13 protein-coding genes and 1 pseudogene are annotated in these 18226 nt (G+C 54.7%); all 14 read left to right on the forward strand.

Translation table 11 applies throughout. From position 1 onward, the window contains the following. The coding region (locus ACEW8N_RS06335; protein WP_373498963.1) for a hypothetical protein at positions 1–376 on the forward strand (376 nt) is incomplete at its 5' end. 491 nt (positions 377–867) lie between these two features. Continuing rightward, positions 868–2187, forward strand: coding sequence for a tetratricopeptide repeat protein (locus tag ACEW8N_RS06340; RefSeq protein ID WP_373498964.1), 1320 nt, complete (start codon positions 868–870; stop codon positions 2185–2187). A 90-nt stretch (positions 2188–2277) separates the two neighbouring features. Beyond that, complete coding sequence (locus ACEW8N_RS06345) at positions 2278–3141, forward strand: exosortase/archaeosortase family protein (protein ID WP_373498965.1); 864 nt, start codon at positions 2278–2280, stop codon at positions 3139–3141. 123 nt (positions 3142–3264) lie between these two features. Then, on the forward strand, positions 3265–5379 hold the full coding sequence (prsK, locus tag ACEW8N_RS06350) for an XrtA/PEP-CTERM system histidine kinase PrsK (protein WP_373498966.1): 2115 nt from the start codon (positions 3265–3267) through the stop codon (positions 5377–5379). 19 nt (positions 5380–5398) lie between these two features. Beyond that, positions 5399–6796: a PEP-CTERM-box response regulator transcription factor gene (gene prsR, locus ACEW8N_RS06355; RefSeq protein WP_373498967.1), complete on the forward strand. Its 1398-nt coding sequence runs from the start codon at positions 5399–5401 to the stop codon at positions 6794–6796. 378 nt (positions 6797–7174) lie between these two features. After that, a complete protein-coding gene (locus tag ACEW8N_RS06360) occupies positions 7175–7822 on the forward strand; it encodes a PEP-CTERM sorting domain-containing protein (RefSeq protein ID WP_373498968.1) in 648 nt (215 codons plus the stop codon). Between the two features lie 320 nt (positions 7823–8142). Then, complete coding sequence (locus ACEW8N_RS06365) at positions 8143–10422, forward strand: tetratricopeptide repeat protein (RefSeq protein ID WP_373498969.1); 2280 nt, start codon at positions 8143–8145, stop codon at positions 10420–10422. Between the two features lie 265 nt (positions 10423–10687). Next, on the forward strand, positions 10688–12310 hold the full coding sequence (locus tag ACEW8N_RS06370; protein ID WP_373498970.1) for an XrtA system polysaccharide chain length determinant: 1623 nt from the start codon (positions 10688–10690) through the stop codon (positions 12308–12310). Positions 12311–12538: 228 nt separating this feature from the next. Continuing rightward, positions 12539–13489 (forward strand): polysaccharide biosynthesis tyrosine autokinase, encoded by a 951-nt coding sequence (locus tag ACEW8N_RS06375; protein ID WP_373498971.1) that lies wholly within the window; start codon positions 12539–12541, stop codon positions 13487–13489. A gap of 27 nt (positions 13490–13516) precedes the next feature. Next, positions 13517–14131: a polysaccharide biosynthesis/export family protein gene (locus ACEW8N_RS06380; RefSeq protein WP_373498972.1), complete on the forward strand. Its 615-nt coding sequence runs from the start codon at positions 13517–13519 to the stop codon at positions 14129–14131. Positions 14132–14153: 22 nt separating this feature from the next. After that, a complete protein-coding gene (rfbB, locus tag ACEW8N_RS06385; protein WP_373498973.1) occupies positions 14154–15221 on the forward strand; it encodes a dTDP-glucose 4,6-dehydratase in 1068 nt (355 codons plus the stop codon). A 406-nt stretch (positions 15222–15627) separates the two neighbouring features. After that, positions 15628–16422 (forward strand): annotated as a pseudogene (locus tag ACEW8N_RS06390) (M28 family metallopeptidase). After that, positions 16419–17477 (forward strand): lipid II:glycine glycyltransferase FemX, encoded by a 1059-nt coding sequence (locus ACEW8N_RS06395; protein ID WP_373498974.1) that lies wholly within the window; start codon positions 16419–16421, stop codon positions 17475–17477. Before ACEW8N_RS06390 ends, ACEW8N_RS06395 begins: the two are co-directional and overlap by 4 nt. Positions 17478–17549: 72 nt before the next feature. Next, positions 17550–18071, forward strand: a complete 522-nt coding sequence (locus ACEW8N_RS06400; protein ID WP_373498975.1) for a hypothetical protein — start codon at positions 17550–17552, stop codon at positions 18069–18071. Positions 18072–18226: the final 155 nt, after the last annotated feature.

The raw sequence follows: 18226 nt of genomic DNA on the forward strand, positions 1-18226 counted from the left end.
GCCGACGCAGAACACGCAGCAGGCTGGTTTGCTGGTGTACCAGGATGACGATAATTATGTGCAGGTGACGCGGATTTACGCGGGCGGCAGCAAAGTGACCCTTGCGCGGGAGGTGGGGGGCAGCGCAGTGGTTGTCAATTCTATCTCGGAGACGTCGACGCAGGGAATTCACCTGCGCCTGGACCGGGAGTTAAGCACGGATCGGATTACGGCCCATTACTCACTGGATGGTGCGAATTGGATTTCACCGGGAAGTGTGGTGCAGTCGCTGAACAACCCGAGGCTGGCGATATTTGCGGGGGCGTCTCCCGGCGGATTTCCAAATGCCATCCTCGAGTGGGCAGAGGTGATAACTGATGAGAGTAGTGCCGGATGAGCCCGAGAGGTCGCCGATCCTGTTCAGAACTTAGCGAGGCCTTTTATGGCACCAAGCCATGGAAAAGGGATAATATGACCGCGCAATAAGCCGATGCAGAGATCGTCTATCAATTTCAGGAAAACCTTCTCACCAAGCACCGAACCCTATGGGACAAGCTCATTTCAGCATTTCAGGCCGGTCGACTTTGGTGACCATTCACGAACACATCGGTGATCCGCATGAATATGAAGAGTCTGATGGCAGTCTTGATTCTGAATATCTCGTTAAGCACCCATGCATACGCTGCAAAGGATTCCAGTCCGGAATTCCACGCGCCCTCAACCGACCCCATCGGCCTTTATCAGAAAAGCGCGATAAGCAAAGATAGTGCCAATGAAAAGCAAAGGCTGCTGCAAACCCTTTCTCAAAATCGAGGTTCACCCGCTGCATGGCGCCGTCTGGCTGAAATTTACTTTGCAGAAAAAAGCTATGGCGAATGCCTCCATTCCTTGGAGAATCTGTTAAAATTAGAGCCCGCCGATGTTCGTGGCAACATCCTCCTTGGAGAGGTGTTTCTGGCCAGGAAAGAGGGCAAAAAAGCGGTCGCCCAGTTTCAGAAACTGACGGCCATGGCCCCGGAGTCCGCCCAGGCCCGCTATAAGCTGGGGCTTGCGTATATGCTTGCCGGCGACGATGAACCGGCCGCGTTGGAATTGCAGAAGGCAAAGTCCCTTGCCCCTGAATTGGCGGAGGTTGGCCTTGCGCTGGCTGAGTTGAAGATGAAATCCGGCAAGACGCAGGAGGCCATCAAGGATTTGGAGAACCTGATTCTTCGCAAACCCGAGTTTGTGCCAGCCTATATTGCCCTGGGCAGGATCTATCTTTCAAAAGGGGATCGTGAGAAGGCTTCCGAGACCTTCAGCAAGATCGCCGGCATCGCGCCAAAAGACCCCAGGGGGCCATATTACATGGGGATCGTTCACAACGCCCGCCATGAAACCGAACCTGCCCGGCAGCAGTTCGAAAAAGCCCTGGCCCTGGATCCCGGCTATGCGGAAGCCCTCGACCAGCTTGTTCTGATGGACGTGGCGGCCGGCAAGCCAGAGGCGGCCTTGGAACGGGTATTGCGGCAGGCACGGATCGCCCCGGATTCGTTCGAGATTCAATTCATTCTGGGGTCCCTGTACCTGAAGATGAACCGGCCGGATGACGCAAAGGCGGCCTTCACCAAGGCGCTGGCCATCAACCCCGGTTATGCCAGGGCGTGCGTGGAGTTGAGCCGTATTTACATGATGGGCGGCCAATACCGCGATGGCATCGGCGTTCTGGAAAAGGCCCTGAACAGCAGGCCGGCTCCGGATGACGAACAGCTTCTGATGATGCTCATGGGCATCGCGTATGAGCAGATGAAGGACTTTCCGGCGGCGGCGAAATGGTATGAAAAGGTGATCGCCGCGAACCCGGCCCATGCCCCGGCCCTGAACAACCTGGCCTATATTCACCTGGAGCGCTTCGGCGACCCGGAAACGGCCCACGGTTATGCCCGCCGGGCTTATGAGGCGGCGCCGGATGACCCCAGCATCGCCGACACCCTCGGATGGATCCTGTACCGGAAGGGAGACTATCCGGGCGCCCTGAATCTTCTGGTGCAAAATGCCTCCCGGCTTTCCGATTCCGGCGAGGCCCTCTATCACCTGGGCATGGCCCATTACAAGGCCGGCAATGAGGCCGAGGCAAAGGTCTGGCTGGAAAACGCCCTCGATCTGGATCCCGGTTTTAACGGCGCCGATGAAGCCCGGCAGGTCCTGTCAAAATTGCCCGCCGACTGAGCCTACGCGCTCCTTGAATGTCCCCTCGCTTTTTCCCCATGCGCCCGCATGCCCGCCATTGTCCTCAACGTGTATCGTAAAGGTTTTCCATTGAAGAAGCATCTGGTTCCTTTTCTGGCTGCCGTGGCCATCGGTATCGCCATCTTTGCCCTGCCGCTTCTGACGCTGGCGGAAATGTCGCGGCACAGCGAGCTTTATTCTCATATGCTTTTTATTCCGATCATCAGCCTCTATCTCTTCGTCATGGATCGGAAAACCCTGTTCGAAACAGCCGAATATGCCGTCATACCCGGGTTGGCGGTAATGGTTGCGGGCCTGGCTTCTTACGGATGCGCCCTGTTTTTCCGGGAGCCGCTGGGGACGAATGATTATCTTTCCGCGGCCATGGCCGGTTTTCTGCTGTGGGTGATCGGTTCGTATATCTGTTTTTGGGGGAGCGAGGCTTTCAAAAAAGCCATGTTCCCCCTTTTTTTTCTGGCCTTCATGGTTCCGGTGCCGACGGTCCTGATGGAATGGGTGATCTCCTTCCTCCAGCACCGGTCGGCCGACGCCGTTCAACTGGTTTTCGACGCCATCCGTTTCCCATATCTTCGGGAAGGGGTGACATTTGAGGTCCAAGGCGGGTTCGCCATCTCCGTGGCCAAGGAGTGCAGCGGCATCCGGTCCAGCCTGGCCCTTCTCATCACCGTCGTCCTGGCGGGCAAGATGTTTCTGCGCAGCGGTTGGCGCAGGCTGGTTCTGGCGCTGTGCATTATTCCCCTCACCATTTTCAAGAACGCCCTCCGCATCACCTCGCTGACGCTTTTGGCTTCGAAGGTGGACATGTCCTGGCTGACCAACAGTTGGCTGCACAAAAGCGGCGGGATCGTCTATTTTTCCATCGCCCTCTGCATTTTGATTCCGATTCTGTGGGGTCTTAGAAAGACAGAACCATCAAGCATGACGGTTCCGTAAAAGCCCGATATCTGCGTTATGCTTCATCCCTCGTCATTGCGGCGTACTATAAGTACGCCTCATTCCTCGCGATTCGCAAGCCTTGATCTCGAACTTTTACGAAATCGTCTGTAAATCGATTTTATGATTTTCTTTCTCCAAAATGGGCTTCCCAATATCGCCGCGCTCGCTGCCCTTTCCCTGGCTCTTTTTGTTCTGGTGAGGGATTTCCGCAGCCTCGCCCATCGATTGCTCTCCTTTGGTTTGGCGCTGCTGGCACTGGAATCGCTTTTTGCGGGCTTCTGTATCAACGCGGAAATGCCCTGGGAGGCCGCGCGATGGATGGTCATCCGGAACCTCCCTGCGGCCCTCCTGCCGGGAACCTGGCTGGTTTTCAGCCTGATCTTTGCGGCAGATGCGCCCGGGCAGATGGTGAAACGATGGAAATGGCAGGTGATCGGGCTCTATGCCGCGCCGGTTCTCATTCTTGTGGCATCGCGCGGGGCGCTCTTTGCGGAGCACCCGGTCTGGGTTCCGCCCGGGGCGTGGGGGTTTTTCATCAGCGGCTGGGGGCTGGCCTTTCAAATGTGCATGCTGGCCGGCGCCCTGCTGAGCCTGACCCTCATCGAGAAAACCCTCCGGAAGGCGACGGGTAATTTCCGGTGGCAGATCAAATTCCTGATTATCGGCCTGGGGTGCATCCTGGTCGCCCGGATCTTCATCGTGAGCCAGGCCCTGCTTTTCCGTTCCCTCAAAATGGAATGGGAGCTGGTCAACGCCGGCGCCATTGCGGTGGGGGTGCTCCTCATGGCCAAGTCCTTTCTGCGGACCCGGACGCTCAGCCTCCAATTCTATGCCTCGAGCCCGGTCATCTATCACTCCGTCACCATCCTCCTGGTGGGCGCCTACTTCATTATCGTGGGCATCGCGGCAAAGCTGTTCCTGATCCTCGATGCGACCCGGGCCATCTCCCTCATCTCCCTTTTCGTCATCCTTTCCTTTGTCGGCGTACTCGGCCTTCTTCTCTCCGACCGTTACAAGAAGCGGATGAAGCGCTTCATCTCCCGCCATTTCCGGAGGCCCATCTATGACTATCGCCGGGAATGGGCCAATTTTACGCATCAAACCTCGTCGGCCGTGGATATCCGCATGCTCTGCCGGGCGGCCGTGGAGATCATCGCAAAAACCTTCGACAGCCTTGCGGTTACCATCTGGGTCCGGGAGGGGGCCGGCGGAAAGGCGGTATTGGCGGCGTCGACCGTTTTTTCAGGTCAACGCCAGGAGAAGATGCTGGCGGATTCAGCCCAAAAACTGATGACAGCCCTCGAATCCGCAGCCATCCCCATGGACCTGGATTATGACCTCGACGAGCCGCCCGCGGCCCTGCGGGAGGTCGGAAGCGAGCTGTTCAAAAGCCTGGAGACGCGCTACTGCATCCCCCTCAGGGTCAAAAGGGAGCTTACCGGCATCCTGACCCTGGGCAAGCGGGTGGGGAAGGATTCCCCCCTCTCCACCGAGGATTTCGATCTGCTCGCCACAATGGCCGACCAGCTTGCCGCCAATATCCTCAATATCCTCCTCTCGGAGCGGGTCACGCGCCTGAAGCAGATGGAGGCCTTCCAGAGCATGTCCGCCTTTTTCGTCCACGACATGAAGAACCTCGCGAACAAGCTCTCCCTGACCGTGCAGAACCTGCCCCATCATTTCGAGGACCCAGAATTCCGGAAGGACGCCGTTCAATCCATCACCCGAAGCGTGGAGAAGATCAAGTCCATGAGCGCCCGCCTGACCTCCCTGAGCCAGAAGATCGAGCTGCGCGAGGAAAAGGTCGACCTGAACGCCCTGGTGGAAAAAGCCGCAACCGAACTGAACGGCGCCATGGCCGGCGGCATTTCGCGGCGGTTCAACCCCGTCCCAAAGGTGAACGCGGACCCGGAGCATTTCGCCAAGGTGATCACCAACCTCCTGCTCAATGCCCATGAGGCCTCCGACGGCGGCGGACCGATCGAGGTCGAGACCGGGGCAGGGGATGGGTGGGCCTTTGTGCGGGTCCGGGACCATGGCAAGGGAATGCCGCAGGCGTTTATCGAAACATCGCTGTTCCGTCCTTTTCAGACCACCAAGAAAAGCGGGATGGGGATCGGCCTCTACCACAGCAAGACCATTGTCGAGGCCCACTGCGGCAAGATCGAGGTGGAGAGCACGGTCGGGGGCGGGAGCACCTTTCGGGTTCTTCTACCGCTAACGGAAAAAGCCTGATTTGGACAAGGAGTGTTTTTTGACACGAATTTCGGATATGGATACCAAAATCAAGCTCCTCATTGTCGAGGACGACGAGGACCTCCGGACCCAGATGAAATGGGCACTCTCCGGCGAGTATGATGTGCTGCTCGCGGGCGACCGGGCCGCCGCCCTCGAGCAGGTCAACCGGGAGCATCCGCTGGTGATGACCCTTGACCTGGGCCTGCCGCCCGACCCCGCAGGCGTGTCGGAAGGCTTTACAACGCTCCAGGAGGTCACGGCCCTTCAGCCCACGCCCAAGGTGGTAATCGTCACCGGCAGGGGCGAGAAGGAGCATGCCCTGAACGCGGTCTCCCGGGGGGCCTATGATTTTTTTCTGAAGCCCATCGAAATCGACGAACTCAAGATCGTCCTGCGCCGGGCCGCCTACATCGCGAACCTCGAGGCAGAGCATCGAAGACTCCAGGAAAGGTTCGGCGGCGTTGCCTTCGAAGGGATGCTGGGCACATGCGACAAGATGCAGGAGGTGTACAAAACCATCCGGAAGGTGGCGGCCACGGATGCGCCGGTCCTGATCGAGGGGGAGAGCGGCACCGGAAAGGAACTGGTGGCCAGGGCGATTCACAGCAAGAGCCCCAGGCAGGCCCGGCCATTCGTGGTGATCAACTGCGGCGCCATACCGGAGAACCTCCTGGAAAGTGAACTCTTCGGCCATGAAAAGGGGGCCTTCTCCGGAGCTCATGCCCAGCGGAAGGGGCGGTTCGAGATGGCCGAGGGCGGGACCCTGTTTCTGGACGAGATCGGCGAAATGCCCCTCTCCCTCCAGGTCAAGCTCCTTCGCTTCCTCCAGGAAAAGGTGATCGAGAGGGTCGGGGGCCGCGAAGAGATCTGCGTGGATGCCAGGATCATCGCGGCAACGAATCGCACCCTGAAGGAGGAGATCCTTTCGGGCGCCTTTCGGGATGACCTCTATTTCCGCCTCAACGTCGTCAAGATCGCCATGCCGCCCCTGCGGGACCGGGAGGATGACATCATCCTGCTGGCCAAAGCCTTTCTGAAACGATTTGCCGAGGAATACAACATCCGGCTGTCCGGGTTCACTAGCAGCGCCTTGAAGGCGATCCGGCGCTGCGACTGGTCCGGAAATGTCCGCGAGCTGGAGAACCGGATCAAGCGGGCTGTGATCATGGCCGAGGGCAAGCAGGTGACCCCGGCCGACCTGGACATGGAAGACGCCGAATTCGCCTGCTCGCGGATCGGCCTCAAGGAAGCCCGCGCAGCCTTGGAGGAGCGGATGATCAAGGATGCGCTGAAGCGGAACAACGGCAACATCACCAACGCTGCGGCGGAGCTTGGGGTGAGCCGGCCGACCCTGTATGAGATGATGGGTAAATTCGGCATATTGAATGGGTCAAAGGCTGCAAATGGACGATAGAGAGACTCCGACAGTTATGACACAACGGCTTCCTATTGAACGCCTATCGGCTGCATTTCAAGATATTGTCGGAAAAATTTACGGTTTCGGACTATTGAGCTTAATTCATGAAAATTCAGTTAATTAAATTTGTGAATAGCGTGACTACGCTGGTTTTTGATGGAATTCTTTACATTCAGTCATCTATACAAAGGTAATGTAATCTTTATTCCTCCATTTTTGTGATGAGATGCCCATAGTGAATTTGTTGTACTATCAAGTGGATGGCGTTAAGTCGACTTTTAATAAGTCCAATTTGATTGTATGGCATCAAATATGCTTTGATCATGGGCATCAATGCATAAGCACTTTGTCAATTCAAATAAGGAGGAAAAAATTATGAAAAGAATAGTTAGGTTTTTAGCGATTGCGTTGTTTTTATCTCTTCCGATTAGTGCTAACGCGTTACCGACATATCTGGGAGTTGGGGATCTTGACATATCTGCAAGTAATCCTGTCGTTGGTAACTGGTACGGGGACTATGATGGTAAGGTGTTAACATCTAATTTTGGATATACTTTTGGATCCCTCACTACTACGAAAGAGGTGTTTTGTGTTTCAGGAGATTTGGGTAGCAATGGAAACTATGATTTTTATGCTATAGATGCTGATTTAAGTAGTCAATTTAGTTCAAATTTATATAAAGCCGCATGGATTGCAGACAATTGGACATCATATGGAGCCCTTCTAACTCAAGATGATCGAAAAGCTGAGGCACAAAGAGCTATCTGGGCTATTTTGAGCATAAACGGTGGAAGCAATTTGCTGACGAATCATGTCACGGCTCAAACACTGTATGATGCAGCCTTAAACATTCAAACCTATACCACCAATAACTGGTATTTCGCACACAGTCCTTCAGGGGGAATCGGGACAAATTATCAAGATTATCTTACACCTGTCCCCGAACCTGCCACCATGCTCTTCTTGGGTCTCAGCATCTTCGGCCTCGGGATCGCAGGAAGAAAAAAATATTTGAAAGGCTGATAAGGCTGATATAAAATAGTTGCTCGATTTTGCACCAATCTTTCTTGATATAAAATCTATCGGGAAAATCAAATGGACAGGGAGAGAAGCCATCCTAACTCTCCCTTATCCATTTTGCCCCGCAATTGACCCGGCCGAAAAAAACGCTTATCCGATAAAAACATAGCAACTGCAAGATTTCGCCTGCTTAGCACCATCCATTTTTCATTTGCCGAACTTTCTTTTCCCCTCAATTTCGTCTATAATCACTCATCATCATCGCGGCGAACCCACGCCGTGTGATCCTTTTTCATATCCAAATCATAAACAAGGAGTTGGGCGTGAATCACCTTAGAACAGTGTTGTTCGTGGTCTTGAGCTGCCTGTTGTTACTGTTAGGCTGCGCTTCGGATGAGGAAAAAAAGCAGGCGCATTTCAAGAAGGGTTCTGAATATTTCGAAAAAAACGATTTCGATACGGCCCGGATCGAATTCAAGCGGGCCCTGCAGCTTGACCCGAAGTTTAAGGATGCCTGGTCCAAATTGGGCGACGCCGAGATGAAGCTCGCGAACTACAAGGGTGCCTTCTCCGCGTATTATGCCGTCGCGGAGATCGACCCGGAAAACGATGACGCCCAGCTCAAGCTGGCGAGCTTCTTTCTCCTCTCCAGGGAAAACGAGGAGGCCAAAAAGCGGATTGAAGGCGTCCTTGCCAGGAATCCCGACCATTTCGAGGCCCTGATGCTCAAGGCGGGGATGCTGCGGCAGACAGGGGATCTCGCGGAGGCCTCCGTGTTGTTTGAGAAGGCGGTCTCCCTCAACAAGGACGACCCGCGGGGCCATCTGGGGCTGGCCACAGTGCTGATCGCCCGGGGCGACACGGCCAAGGCTGAAACGGTGCTGCGCCAGGCATTGGAGAAGGACCCCGGGAATATCAACCTCCGGATGGCGCTTTTCAACCTGTTCGCCGGCAAGAAGGATTTCAAATCCGCGGAGGCGGAGCTTCAGGAGGCCATCCGGCTGAACCCCAAGGATATCGAGCTTTACCTGGTGCTTGCGGGTTATCATTTCCGGCAGAAGAATACCGCGTTGGCGGAAGAATCGCTCCGCAGGGCTCTGGAGATCGACAGCGCAGACGCCCGGCCCTATCTGATGCTGGCGGACATCCACAACAACGCCGGCGTTCCTGAAAAAGCCCTGGCCGTCTATCAGGACGCCCTGAAAGCGAAGCCGGACGATTTCAATGTCATGAACGCCCTGGCCCGACAGCATGCAAGGATGCAGTCCATCGAGGCGGCCGAGAAAACGCTCGATGAAATTTTCAAAAAGAATCCCAACAATTTCCCGGCACGGATGCTGTCCGCCGAGATCAAGATCCAGCAGAAAAATTATGAAGAGGCTGTCCGGACCCTCTCCAAAATCATCGAAGAGGAACCCAAGGCAACGGAGGCACACCTTCTCATCGGCCGCGCCTATGCTGCCAAGGGCGATGCCCATCTCGCCAAAACCAGCCTCCAGAAAGCCGTCGAATTGAATCCGAATCTGGTTCAGGCAAGGCTCATGCTCGCGGAGATCTTTGCCCGGGACCAGGATTACAAGCTGGCGGAGAAGGAGGCCCGGGAGGTGCTTTCGAAGCTTCCGGAGAACCTCCAGGCGAAATTGATCCTGGGCAATGTGGTGGCGGCCCAGGGAAAGATCCCTGAAGCGGAAGCCGTCTTCAAGGAGGTGGTTGCGCGTTATCCGGACAACCCCATGGGCCACTTCCGCCTGGGGAGGGTCTATGAAGCAAAACAGCAGGTCGACGATGCGGCAGCGAGCTACGAAAAGGCGCTTCAGCTCTATCCCCGGGGCTTTGACGTGCTGGCCGCCCTTGCGGCCCTGAAAACCCGCCAGGGCCAAGGCAGCGAGGCCATTGCCCTCTGCGACGCCAAGCTGACCGAGTTCAAGGACAATAAAGAGGCTTTATCGATTATCCAATACCTCAAGGGAGACATTCATGCTGCCCTGAAGGACCCGGCTTCTGCGGGCAAGGCCTATGAGGCAGCCATCGAGGCCAACCCCGATTTCATCCGGGCCTATTACGCCCTGGCCAACGTGCAGCTTTCCCAGAACCAGATGGATGAGGCGGTCGCAAAGTACCAGGCTATTCTCGCTGCCGACCCGAAACAGTCCGGGGCTTATCTGATGCTGGGCATCATCCATGAAACCCGTAAGCAGGTTGATGCGGCGGAGAAAGCCTACCGGGAGGCCCTCAAGATCAATCCGGATTTTGCGCTGGCCGCCAACAACCTGGCCTATATCCTGGCGAACAACGACATCAATCCCAAGGAGGCCCTGGAACTGGCCGGCAAGGCCAAGGAAAAAATGCCCAAGGACCCCAATGTCATGGACACCCTGGGCCTTGCCTACTACAAGAACGGTCGGTACGACTTCGCCCTCCTGGAATTGACCGAGGCGGCGGAAAAGCTTGCCGACAATCCCACGGTGCAGTATCATCTTGCATTGGCCTTTTACAAAAAGGGCGAAACAGAAAAAGCCCGCAAGGCCCTGGAAAAAGCCCTGGGCATGGGCAAGGAGTTTGACGACAGCGAGAATGCCCGGAAGCTGCTGTCGACCCTGTGATAAAAACAAGAAAACCAGGCTGTTGAAGCTCGAAACCCGGGGATGCCCGGGGAGGGTCTTCGCCCCACGCAGTTTCGGTAAAGTGCGCTAAGGTTTGCTCCGGGCGTCCCGGAAACTCGCTTCGCTCAAACAGTCCGGGACGCTGATCCTCCGCTGCACCCAAGCGGCACTAAACCTCACTGCTCCAGAGGCTCAGACCATCCCCGGACATCCCCTGTCTCCGGGCTAGGGCGCAACAGTCGAAAGTTGAGAAGAAAAGAAAAAAATGGATGCAAATCGACCCGATCAGCAAGCCTCGATCGACATTAGTTATTATGTTGGTATTGTCCTGAAATACCGCTGGTTCATTATTGTGCCGTTCTGTGTGGCGGTGATGGCCGGCATGGTCTTGTCCATCGTCATGCCCAAGGTCTACACGGCCAACACGCTGATTTTGGTTCAGTCCCAGAGAGTGCCCGAGGAATATGTCCAGCCTTTGGTTTCCGGCGAGATTGAGTCCAGGATCAACACCATCTCCCAGCAGATATTGAGCCGGACCAACCTCGAAAAGATCATCGAGCAGTTCAAGCTGTTTAATGAGCCGAAGCAGGCAAGCATGTACATGGAGGACAAAATCGAGGCCCTCCGTAAACGCATCTCGGTGGAAATTCTGGGCGATAAGAAACGGCCCAACGCCACCGATGCTTTTTCGATCACGTTCAAGGGAAACGACCCTGAAAAGGTGATGAACATCACCAACACCCTTGCCGAGAGCTTCATCGAGGAAAACCTGAAAACCCGGGAGGAGGAAGCCCTGGGCACCAACGAGTTTCTCGAGGATCAGCTCCTGGGCATGCGGACCCAACTGGGGGACCTCGAAAAGAAGGTGGAGGCGTTCCGGACCCAGAACATGGGCGGGCTTCCGGAGCAGCTCGATTCCAACCTGCGGGTCCTCGACCGGCTGCAGGCGGAACTGACGGGGAAAAACGAGTCGATCCGCGATGCGAGAAACCGGCTGGTGGCGCTGGACACCCAAGTGGCCGAAGCCAATGTGATCCACCAGGCCATCGCGGGGTATGGGGCAGGCGAATCATCGCCCGCCGTCGCCGCGGACCCCTATACAAACCTTCAGAACATGCAGCAGAAGCTGGCTGAGCTGAGCGCCCGGTATACGAAAGAGCACCCGGAGATCATCCGCCTGGAGAGCAAGATCAGGAAGTTGGAAAAGGAGCTTGAATCCAACCCGCCGGACGCGGGCGGCAGCGTCACGACCCGGCCCATACACCCGGACCTGCTCCAGCGGCAGAGCCTGCTGAAGCAGCAGCGCCAGGAGACCCAATTCGAAATCGAGAGCCTGAAAAATGAATTGACGAGTTTGGTCAAAGAGATCAACCGTTATCAGCGCCTTGTCGACGACACGCCCAAGAAGGAGCATGAGCTGTCCGCCCTGAAGCGGGATTACGAGAATATCAAGATGACCTACAACTCCCTGCTGGACCGCAAGATGCAGGCCCAGATCTCGGTGAACCTGGAAAAAAACAAAAAAGGGGAGCAGTTCCGGATCATCGACCGGGCGAAATACCCCAACAAGCCTTCCGAGCCGGATATGAAAAAGCTCTTTGCCATGACCATCGCGGGCGGCCTGGGCATTGGCGGCGGCATTGTGTTCCTGTTCATCTTCCTCAATAACAGCATCACCAGGAGCAGCGAAATCGAACTGGAGCTGGGGCTGCCGGTCCTGGCGTCCATCCCCGCGATCTATACGGACCGGCAGAAGCGTTGGCACAAAATCAACAACGTCCTGTCCTCGGCGGCGGTGGCGTTTTCCCTGGCACTCTGCGGCTGCTTTGCCTTCCTTGCCCTGAAGGGCCCGGAGCAGGCCATCAAGATGATCAAAACCTTCATTTGACTGTCGGTTCCGCAAAAAGCCCGATATCTGCGTTATGCGTCATCCCTCGTCACTGCGGCGTACGATTCGTACGTCTCATTCCTCGGGATTCGCAAGCCTTGATCTCGAACTTTTTGCGAAACCTCCTGTAAATCAATTTTTTCGAGCCAATGTGTAGGGGCGCCCCCCTGTGGGCGCCCTCGGCAAGCCGCAATCATTCAAAATTCTATGCGTATATAAGAGGCATAAGTGGCCAAGACATACCAGGCATTAGAAAGATTCAAAAAAGAATCCAGGAACGGCACCGCCCGGCGCCCCGTCGAAAAGCCCGAGGTGATTCACGTGGACCTGGAGGCCAGACAACGCAGCCATGGCGGGGTTGGCGTTCTGGAGCCGTTCCGACCGAAACAGGCGGATCCCCCGGCAGAGACAGCGCATGAATATGCAGAAATCGACAGAAGCCCGGCTTCTGAGCCTTCAGCCTTCCATGATGATTCGAAAATCGACCGAAACCTCGTCTCCCTCCTGGCCCCCCAATCCTACGAGGCGGAGCAGATCAAGCTGCTGAAGGCCCAGATCCTCTACCGGACTGCCGGCGTCATCCCCAGCCCCATGGCCGTCACCAGCGTGCTGCCGGGCGAGGGGAAATCCTTCATCGCCGCCAACCTGGCCGTCAGCATCGCCCAGGAGCTGGACCGTCATGTGCTGCTCATCGACTGCGACCTTCGCAAGCCGGGGGTCCACAGGCTCTTCGGTTTTGAAGATCCCCCCGGCCTCAGTGAATATCTCACCAACGGCATGGAGCTGGCGGATCTGCTGATTCGGACAAAGGAAAAATGTCTCAGCATCCTGCCGGCCGGCGCCCTCCCGCCCAATCCGTCGGAGCTCCTGTCGTCGAAGCGGATGGAGAATCTTCTTTTAGAGGTTTCCACGCGGTATCAGGACCGGATCATTATTCTGGACACGCCGCCCGTGGCCATGACCGCGGAAGGAAATACCCTGGCCCAGTTCGTGGAGGCCGTCCTCCTGGTGGTGAAGCACAACGGCACCCCGAAAGACCAGCTCAAGGAGCTGGTGAAGCGGATGGGCACCGAAAAGATCCTGGGCGTCGTCCTGAACAACGTGGAAAAATACGCCCAGACCTACGGCAGATACCGGAAATACCAGGGATACTACGGCAAGGCGGAAGACAGGGCCTGAACCCAAAAAAAACATGATACGGAGATAATGATGACAAAGACGGTCTCGGCAGGATGGCTATGGGTTGTATCGTTTCTGGTGTTTTCCGTCGTTTTCTGCACGGGGACGGCCGGCGCGGCGGACACCGGGGCGGCCAAAGAGGAAAGCAAGGCCAAGGAGCCCTATTACATCGGGAGCGGGGACACTTTGGAGATCATGACCTACGAGGAGCCCGCCTTCACCCGGGAGGAGGTCATCGTCCGGCAGGACGGCAAGATCACCTTTCCCCTCCTGAACGATCTCCAGGCCGACGGGCTGACCCCGGTGGCCCTGGCGAGAATCATCGAATCGGCGCTCAAGAAGTACATCGAGAACCCAATGGTCACGGTGTACGTGAAAGACCCCAAGAGCAAGAAATTTTATGTCCTGGGCGAGGTCAAGACGACCGGCGAATACCCGCTGACAAAACGGCTCACCGTGCTCCAGGCCTTTGCCATTGCCGGCGGCTTCACCGAGTGGGCCTCGAAGAAGGAGATCATTCTCCTGCGCAATGAAGACGGCAAGGAAAAAATCTACCGGATCAACTACCGGAACATCGTCGGCGGCAAGGATCTCAGCCAGAATTTCCAGTTGCAGGCGGACGACACCATCATCGTGCCATAGACACCAGGCGGGAAAAAATCAGATGAAGCATATTCTGGTAACCGGCGGCTGCGGTTTTATCGGGAGCAATTTCGTGCGGATGGCCCTGGGCCAATTGCCGTCATCGCGGATCGTCAACCTCGATAAATTGACCTATGCCGGGAACCCCGAAAATCTCCGGGACATCGAAGACGACCCGCGATACCGGCTCGTGAAGGGCGACATCTGCGACCGAAGCCTTATGGAAAGCCTGTTCGACGAAGAAAAGATCGACACCGTCGTCCATTTTGCCGCCGAGTCCCATGTGGACCGCAGCATCACGGGTCCGGATGAGTTCATCCGGACCAACATCTTCGGCACCTTCACGCTCCTGGACGTGGCCCGGAGCGCCTGGGGCTGCATGCCGTCATCTCCGTGCCCACAACGGTTTCTGCATGTGAGCACCGACGAGGTCTACGGGTCCCTCGGGGAGAGCGGCGCCTTTTCGGAGACCACGCCCTACGACCCGCGTTCGCCCTACTCCGCGAGCAAGGCGTCGTCGGACCACCTGGCAAGCGCCTATTTCCATACCTACGGCCTGCCGGTGATCATCACCAACTGCTCCAACAATTACGGGCCATACCAGTTCCCGGAAAAGCTGATCCCCCTCATCATCAACAACGCCCTCAAGGGCATGGAACTCCCGGTCTACGGCGACGGCGGAAACGTACGGGACTGGCTCTTCGTGGAGGACCACTGCCGGGCGATCCTGGCGGTGCTGGCCCGGGGCCGGGTGGGGGAAACCTACAACATCGGCGGCAGCAGCGAGAAGCGGAACATCGAGGTGGTCGAGACCATCTGCGACATCCTCGATGAAGCCGTGGGGCGCCTGCCTTCGGGGATGCCGCGGCGTTCCCTCATCCGTTTTGTCAAGGACCGGGCCGGCCATGACCGGCGATATGCCATTGATGCGTCAAAAATCAAAGCCGAAATGGGCTGGGCGCCCGTTGTGACCTTTGAGCAGGGCATCCGCTGCACCGTCGACTGGTATATCATGAATCGCACTTGGAGTGATGCGGTGATGGACGGATCCTACCGGAAGTATTACGAAGAGATGTACGGAGGGCGATAGCCATGACCGAAAAACGAACCATCGCCCTGGTCGGCGCCCGGGGCATGTTGGCCGGAATGGTCCTGCGGCTGCTGGGGAAGGGAAAGGGAAGGAACTGTTTTCCATGAGACGCCAGCATTGGTTCATCGGGTGGGCGATCGCCGGCCTGGCTGCGATGGTCGGAGTGCTGGCGAGCTTGGAATGGGTATCCGGCCCCTGCGGCGGATGGCAAGAGGATGGTCTCATGCAAAGAGCAAGGGAGGAACGCCTAAGCGCACTTCTTGGAAAGGAAGTTATCGAGGCTGCAAAAGCATTAGATCCCGAGCGAATGCGTGCCACCCTGTTGGATCTGCAGCGTTTTGGCGAGCGCAGTTCCCAGGAGAACCAGACAGCGGCCTCCGAATACCTCATCGAACGCCTGAAATCCATGGGGCTTCAACCCGAGATCCGTGAATATCCGTATGAGGGCCATTCCTTCAGAAATTTGGTGGTATCCTTTCCCGGCCAGAGCCATCCGGAGCGGACACTGTTGGTCGTAGCCCACTTTGATTCGAAGAACTGGGTTAGAGGAGCGCCCTGTCCGGGGGCGGATGACAACGCAAGCGGCGTGAGTGTTCTGCTGGAGCTTGCAAGGGTTTTTCAAAAGATCCCAAGGCGGTGCACTTGGCAACTGGCGTTTTTCTCCAACGAGGAGCGCGGCCGATTGGGGAGCCAGGATTTTGTTCGAATAGCCCGGCAGGAAAAAAAAGAGATCGCTGGTGTCATCGCCGTGGACGTCGTGGGGTACCGTCAGCCCGGGATCTCGGAGTTTTTCCGGTTGGCCAAAAGTTCATTGGCGGCTGAGCGCAAGATCAAGGGAATCGCCAAGATTTTTATAAATGCCTATCATGCGCTTCGAAACGCCTGCACGCCCCTTCAAATGGCTTTTCGATCCGAAGATCTTTTCCTTGCGCCATCGCCCTCCGTCAGGGAATCAATGGGTGGGGCGCTTTTTTGGAATCTCGGTAAGGCCTGCCCTTGAGGGGATGAAATATCCTTCTGGGCAGAAGGATACCCCGCTATCGCGCTCACCTCCGTTTACAAGAACCCTTACTGGCACACCGCCGAAGACACCATGGCCCATGTGGATATCGAGATGGTGGCCGAGGCCGCTCGTGTGACGCTGCTGCTCATGGGAGGGTGGGATGGAAATGCGGAGGATTCCCAAAAGGAGTACCAATGATGACCAGTGTTGATATGTTAACGCCTGCAATGGAAAACCTTTGGGATGAGTTCGTTGAATCTCACAAATTTGGTCAAATTTATCATACTACTGCCTGGAAAGATATACTGGAAAGCAGTTTCAATCATATAACGAACAAAAATCTCATTTTGTGGGATAAAGACGGTAGAAAAATAGCCGGTGCATTACCTCTTTATTTGGTAAAGAGCTGGCTGCTCGGGAATCGGCTGGTCTGCATACCTCTTGGCACGCTCTGCGATCCCTTGGTGAACAGCCGCGAAAATTTTCAAACTCTTTTTAATTATGGGCTAAATCTTAAGAACAAATTTAATTGCAAGCGAATAGAATTCAAAATTTTTGAAAGCACATCTCTTATCGATGAAAAATTGATTCCTTATAGTATCCATAAACATCATTATATTAATCTCATGGACGATCTTGATAAGTTATCAAAAAAGTTTAAAAGAACTGTTCGACAATCGGTTCGAAAAGCAGTGGAAAATGATCTTGAGGTAATACAAGGGAAAACCATTGATGATTTGAAGAAATTTTATAATTTGTATTTAAAAACGAGGAAAAGAAACCTTGTTCCCTCCCAGCCATACCGCTTTTTTGAAAATATTTGGAAAAGGCTCTATCCTATAAACATGTTAACGCTTCTTTTGGTGAAAAGAGGGGAATTAACCATTGGCGGAGGCATTGTTATCAGATTCAAGAATAGGGCGACGCTGGAGTACCTCGCCTCGGATGAGGACTTCTTTTCTCTGAGGCCAAATCATTTGCTTGTTTGGAATGCCATCAAAAATGCACTTGAAGAAGGGTGTTATGTCTTTGATTTTGGCCGGACCGCCCCTGATGATACAGGTTTGATGAGATTCAAACAATCGTGGGGGGCAGATGTAGTTGACCTTATAGCAGCCTCTGATAGTGATATTGAAAAGAAGACGCTCGATAGGGGGAGTTTAAAATGGAAAATGATAAGATTTGCTGTCGGTAGGTCACCACTTCCGCTATACAGGATTTTGAATAATTTTTGCTATCGACATCTTGGATGACATTCGGGATTTTCCCGTCCGCTTATTTTAAATAAAGCAAATCAAGCAAATAGACGCAAGGAGGAAAAGCTCATGACGGATTTTTCAAATGAGAAAATGTGTCACTGCCAGCTTCACTCTTTACCCCTTATGCCAGATATAATCCAGCCAATGGACAAAATTTTGCAGCGAGGCAATCGCTTAAAGCGTTTTTCAAAAAGGCGATGGAGATACATTGTAAATCTTTTCTCTGAATTTGGATCAAGCGCCGTTAAAAAAAGCTCTCAAGATGAAGCCGTTTCAGCAAATTCGAATAGGCTTGAATCCGGGGATATCGTTCGCGTTAGATCCAAAAAAGAAATACAATCCACTTTAAACAGGTGGAATCAACTTAGAGGGTGCTCTTTTATGGAGGAAATGCTGCCCTTTTGTGGAACAAACCAAAAGGTTTTTAAACGGGTTGAAAAATTTCTGGATGAGCGCGATTACTTGATGAAAAAATGCAAAGGGATTGTCATCTTGCATGATGTCTATTGCTCTGGAACAATAGATTTTGGTTCTTGTGACAGAACATGTTTCTTTTTTTGGCGTGAGGAGTGGTTAGAAAAGATTTAGTTGGATGGTTCCAGCCTGGGGTGATGAAAATCCATGATGAGGTGGCATATAATTTTCATTCTGGAAATGTTCCAAGCAATTCTAAACTTTTGTAGCATTTAGAAAGCATCAAATAAAAACGAACTGGACATTCTTGCGTGTATCAAGTATGGATA

Source organism: Desulfococcus sp. (genome assembly GCF_041737845.1).
Taxonomy (GTDB): domain Bacteria; phylum Desulfobacterota; class Desulfobacteria; order Desulfobacterales; family Desulfococcaceae; genus Desulfococcus.

Bases quoted from the DNA above. Each gene is read 5' to 3' on its own strand.
- prsK (WP_373498966.1), top strand. From the start codon at position 3,265: ATGATTTTCTTTCTCCAAAATGGGCTTCCCAATATCGCCGCGCTCGCT.
- ACEW8N_RS06400 (WP_373498975.1), top strand. From the start codon at position 17,550: ATGACGGATTTTTCAAATGAGAAAATGTGTCACTGCCAGCTTCACTCT.
- ACEW8N_RS06380 (WP_373498972.1), top strand. From the start codon at position 13,517: ATGATGACAAAGACGGTCTCGGCAGGATGGCTATGGGTTGTATCGTTT.
- ACEW8N_RS06395 (WP_373498974.1), top strand. From the start codon at position 16,419: ATGATGACCAGTGTTGATATGTTAACGCCTGCAATGGAAAACCTTTGG.
- ACEW8N_RS06360 (WP_373498968.1), top strand. From the start codon at position 7,175: ATGAAAAGAATAGTTAGGTTTTTAGCGATTGCGTTGTTTTTATCTCTT.
- rfbB (WP_373498973.1), top strand. From the start codon at position 14,154: ATGAAGCATATTCTGGTAACCGGCGGCTGCGGTTTTATCGGGAGCAAT.
- ACEW8N_RS06370 (WP_373498970.1), top strand. From the start codon at position 10,688: ATGGATGCAAATCGACCCGATCAGCAAGCCTCGATCGACATTAGTTAT.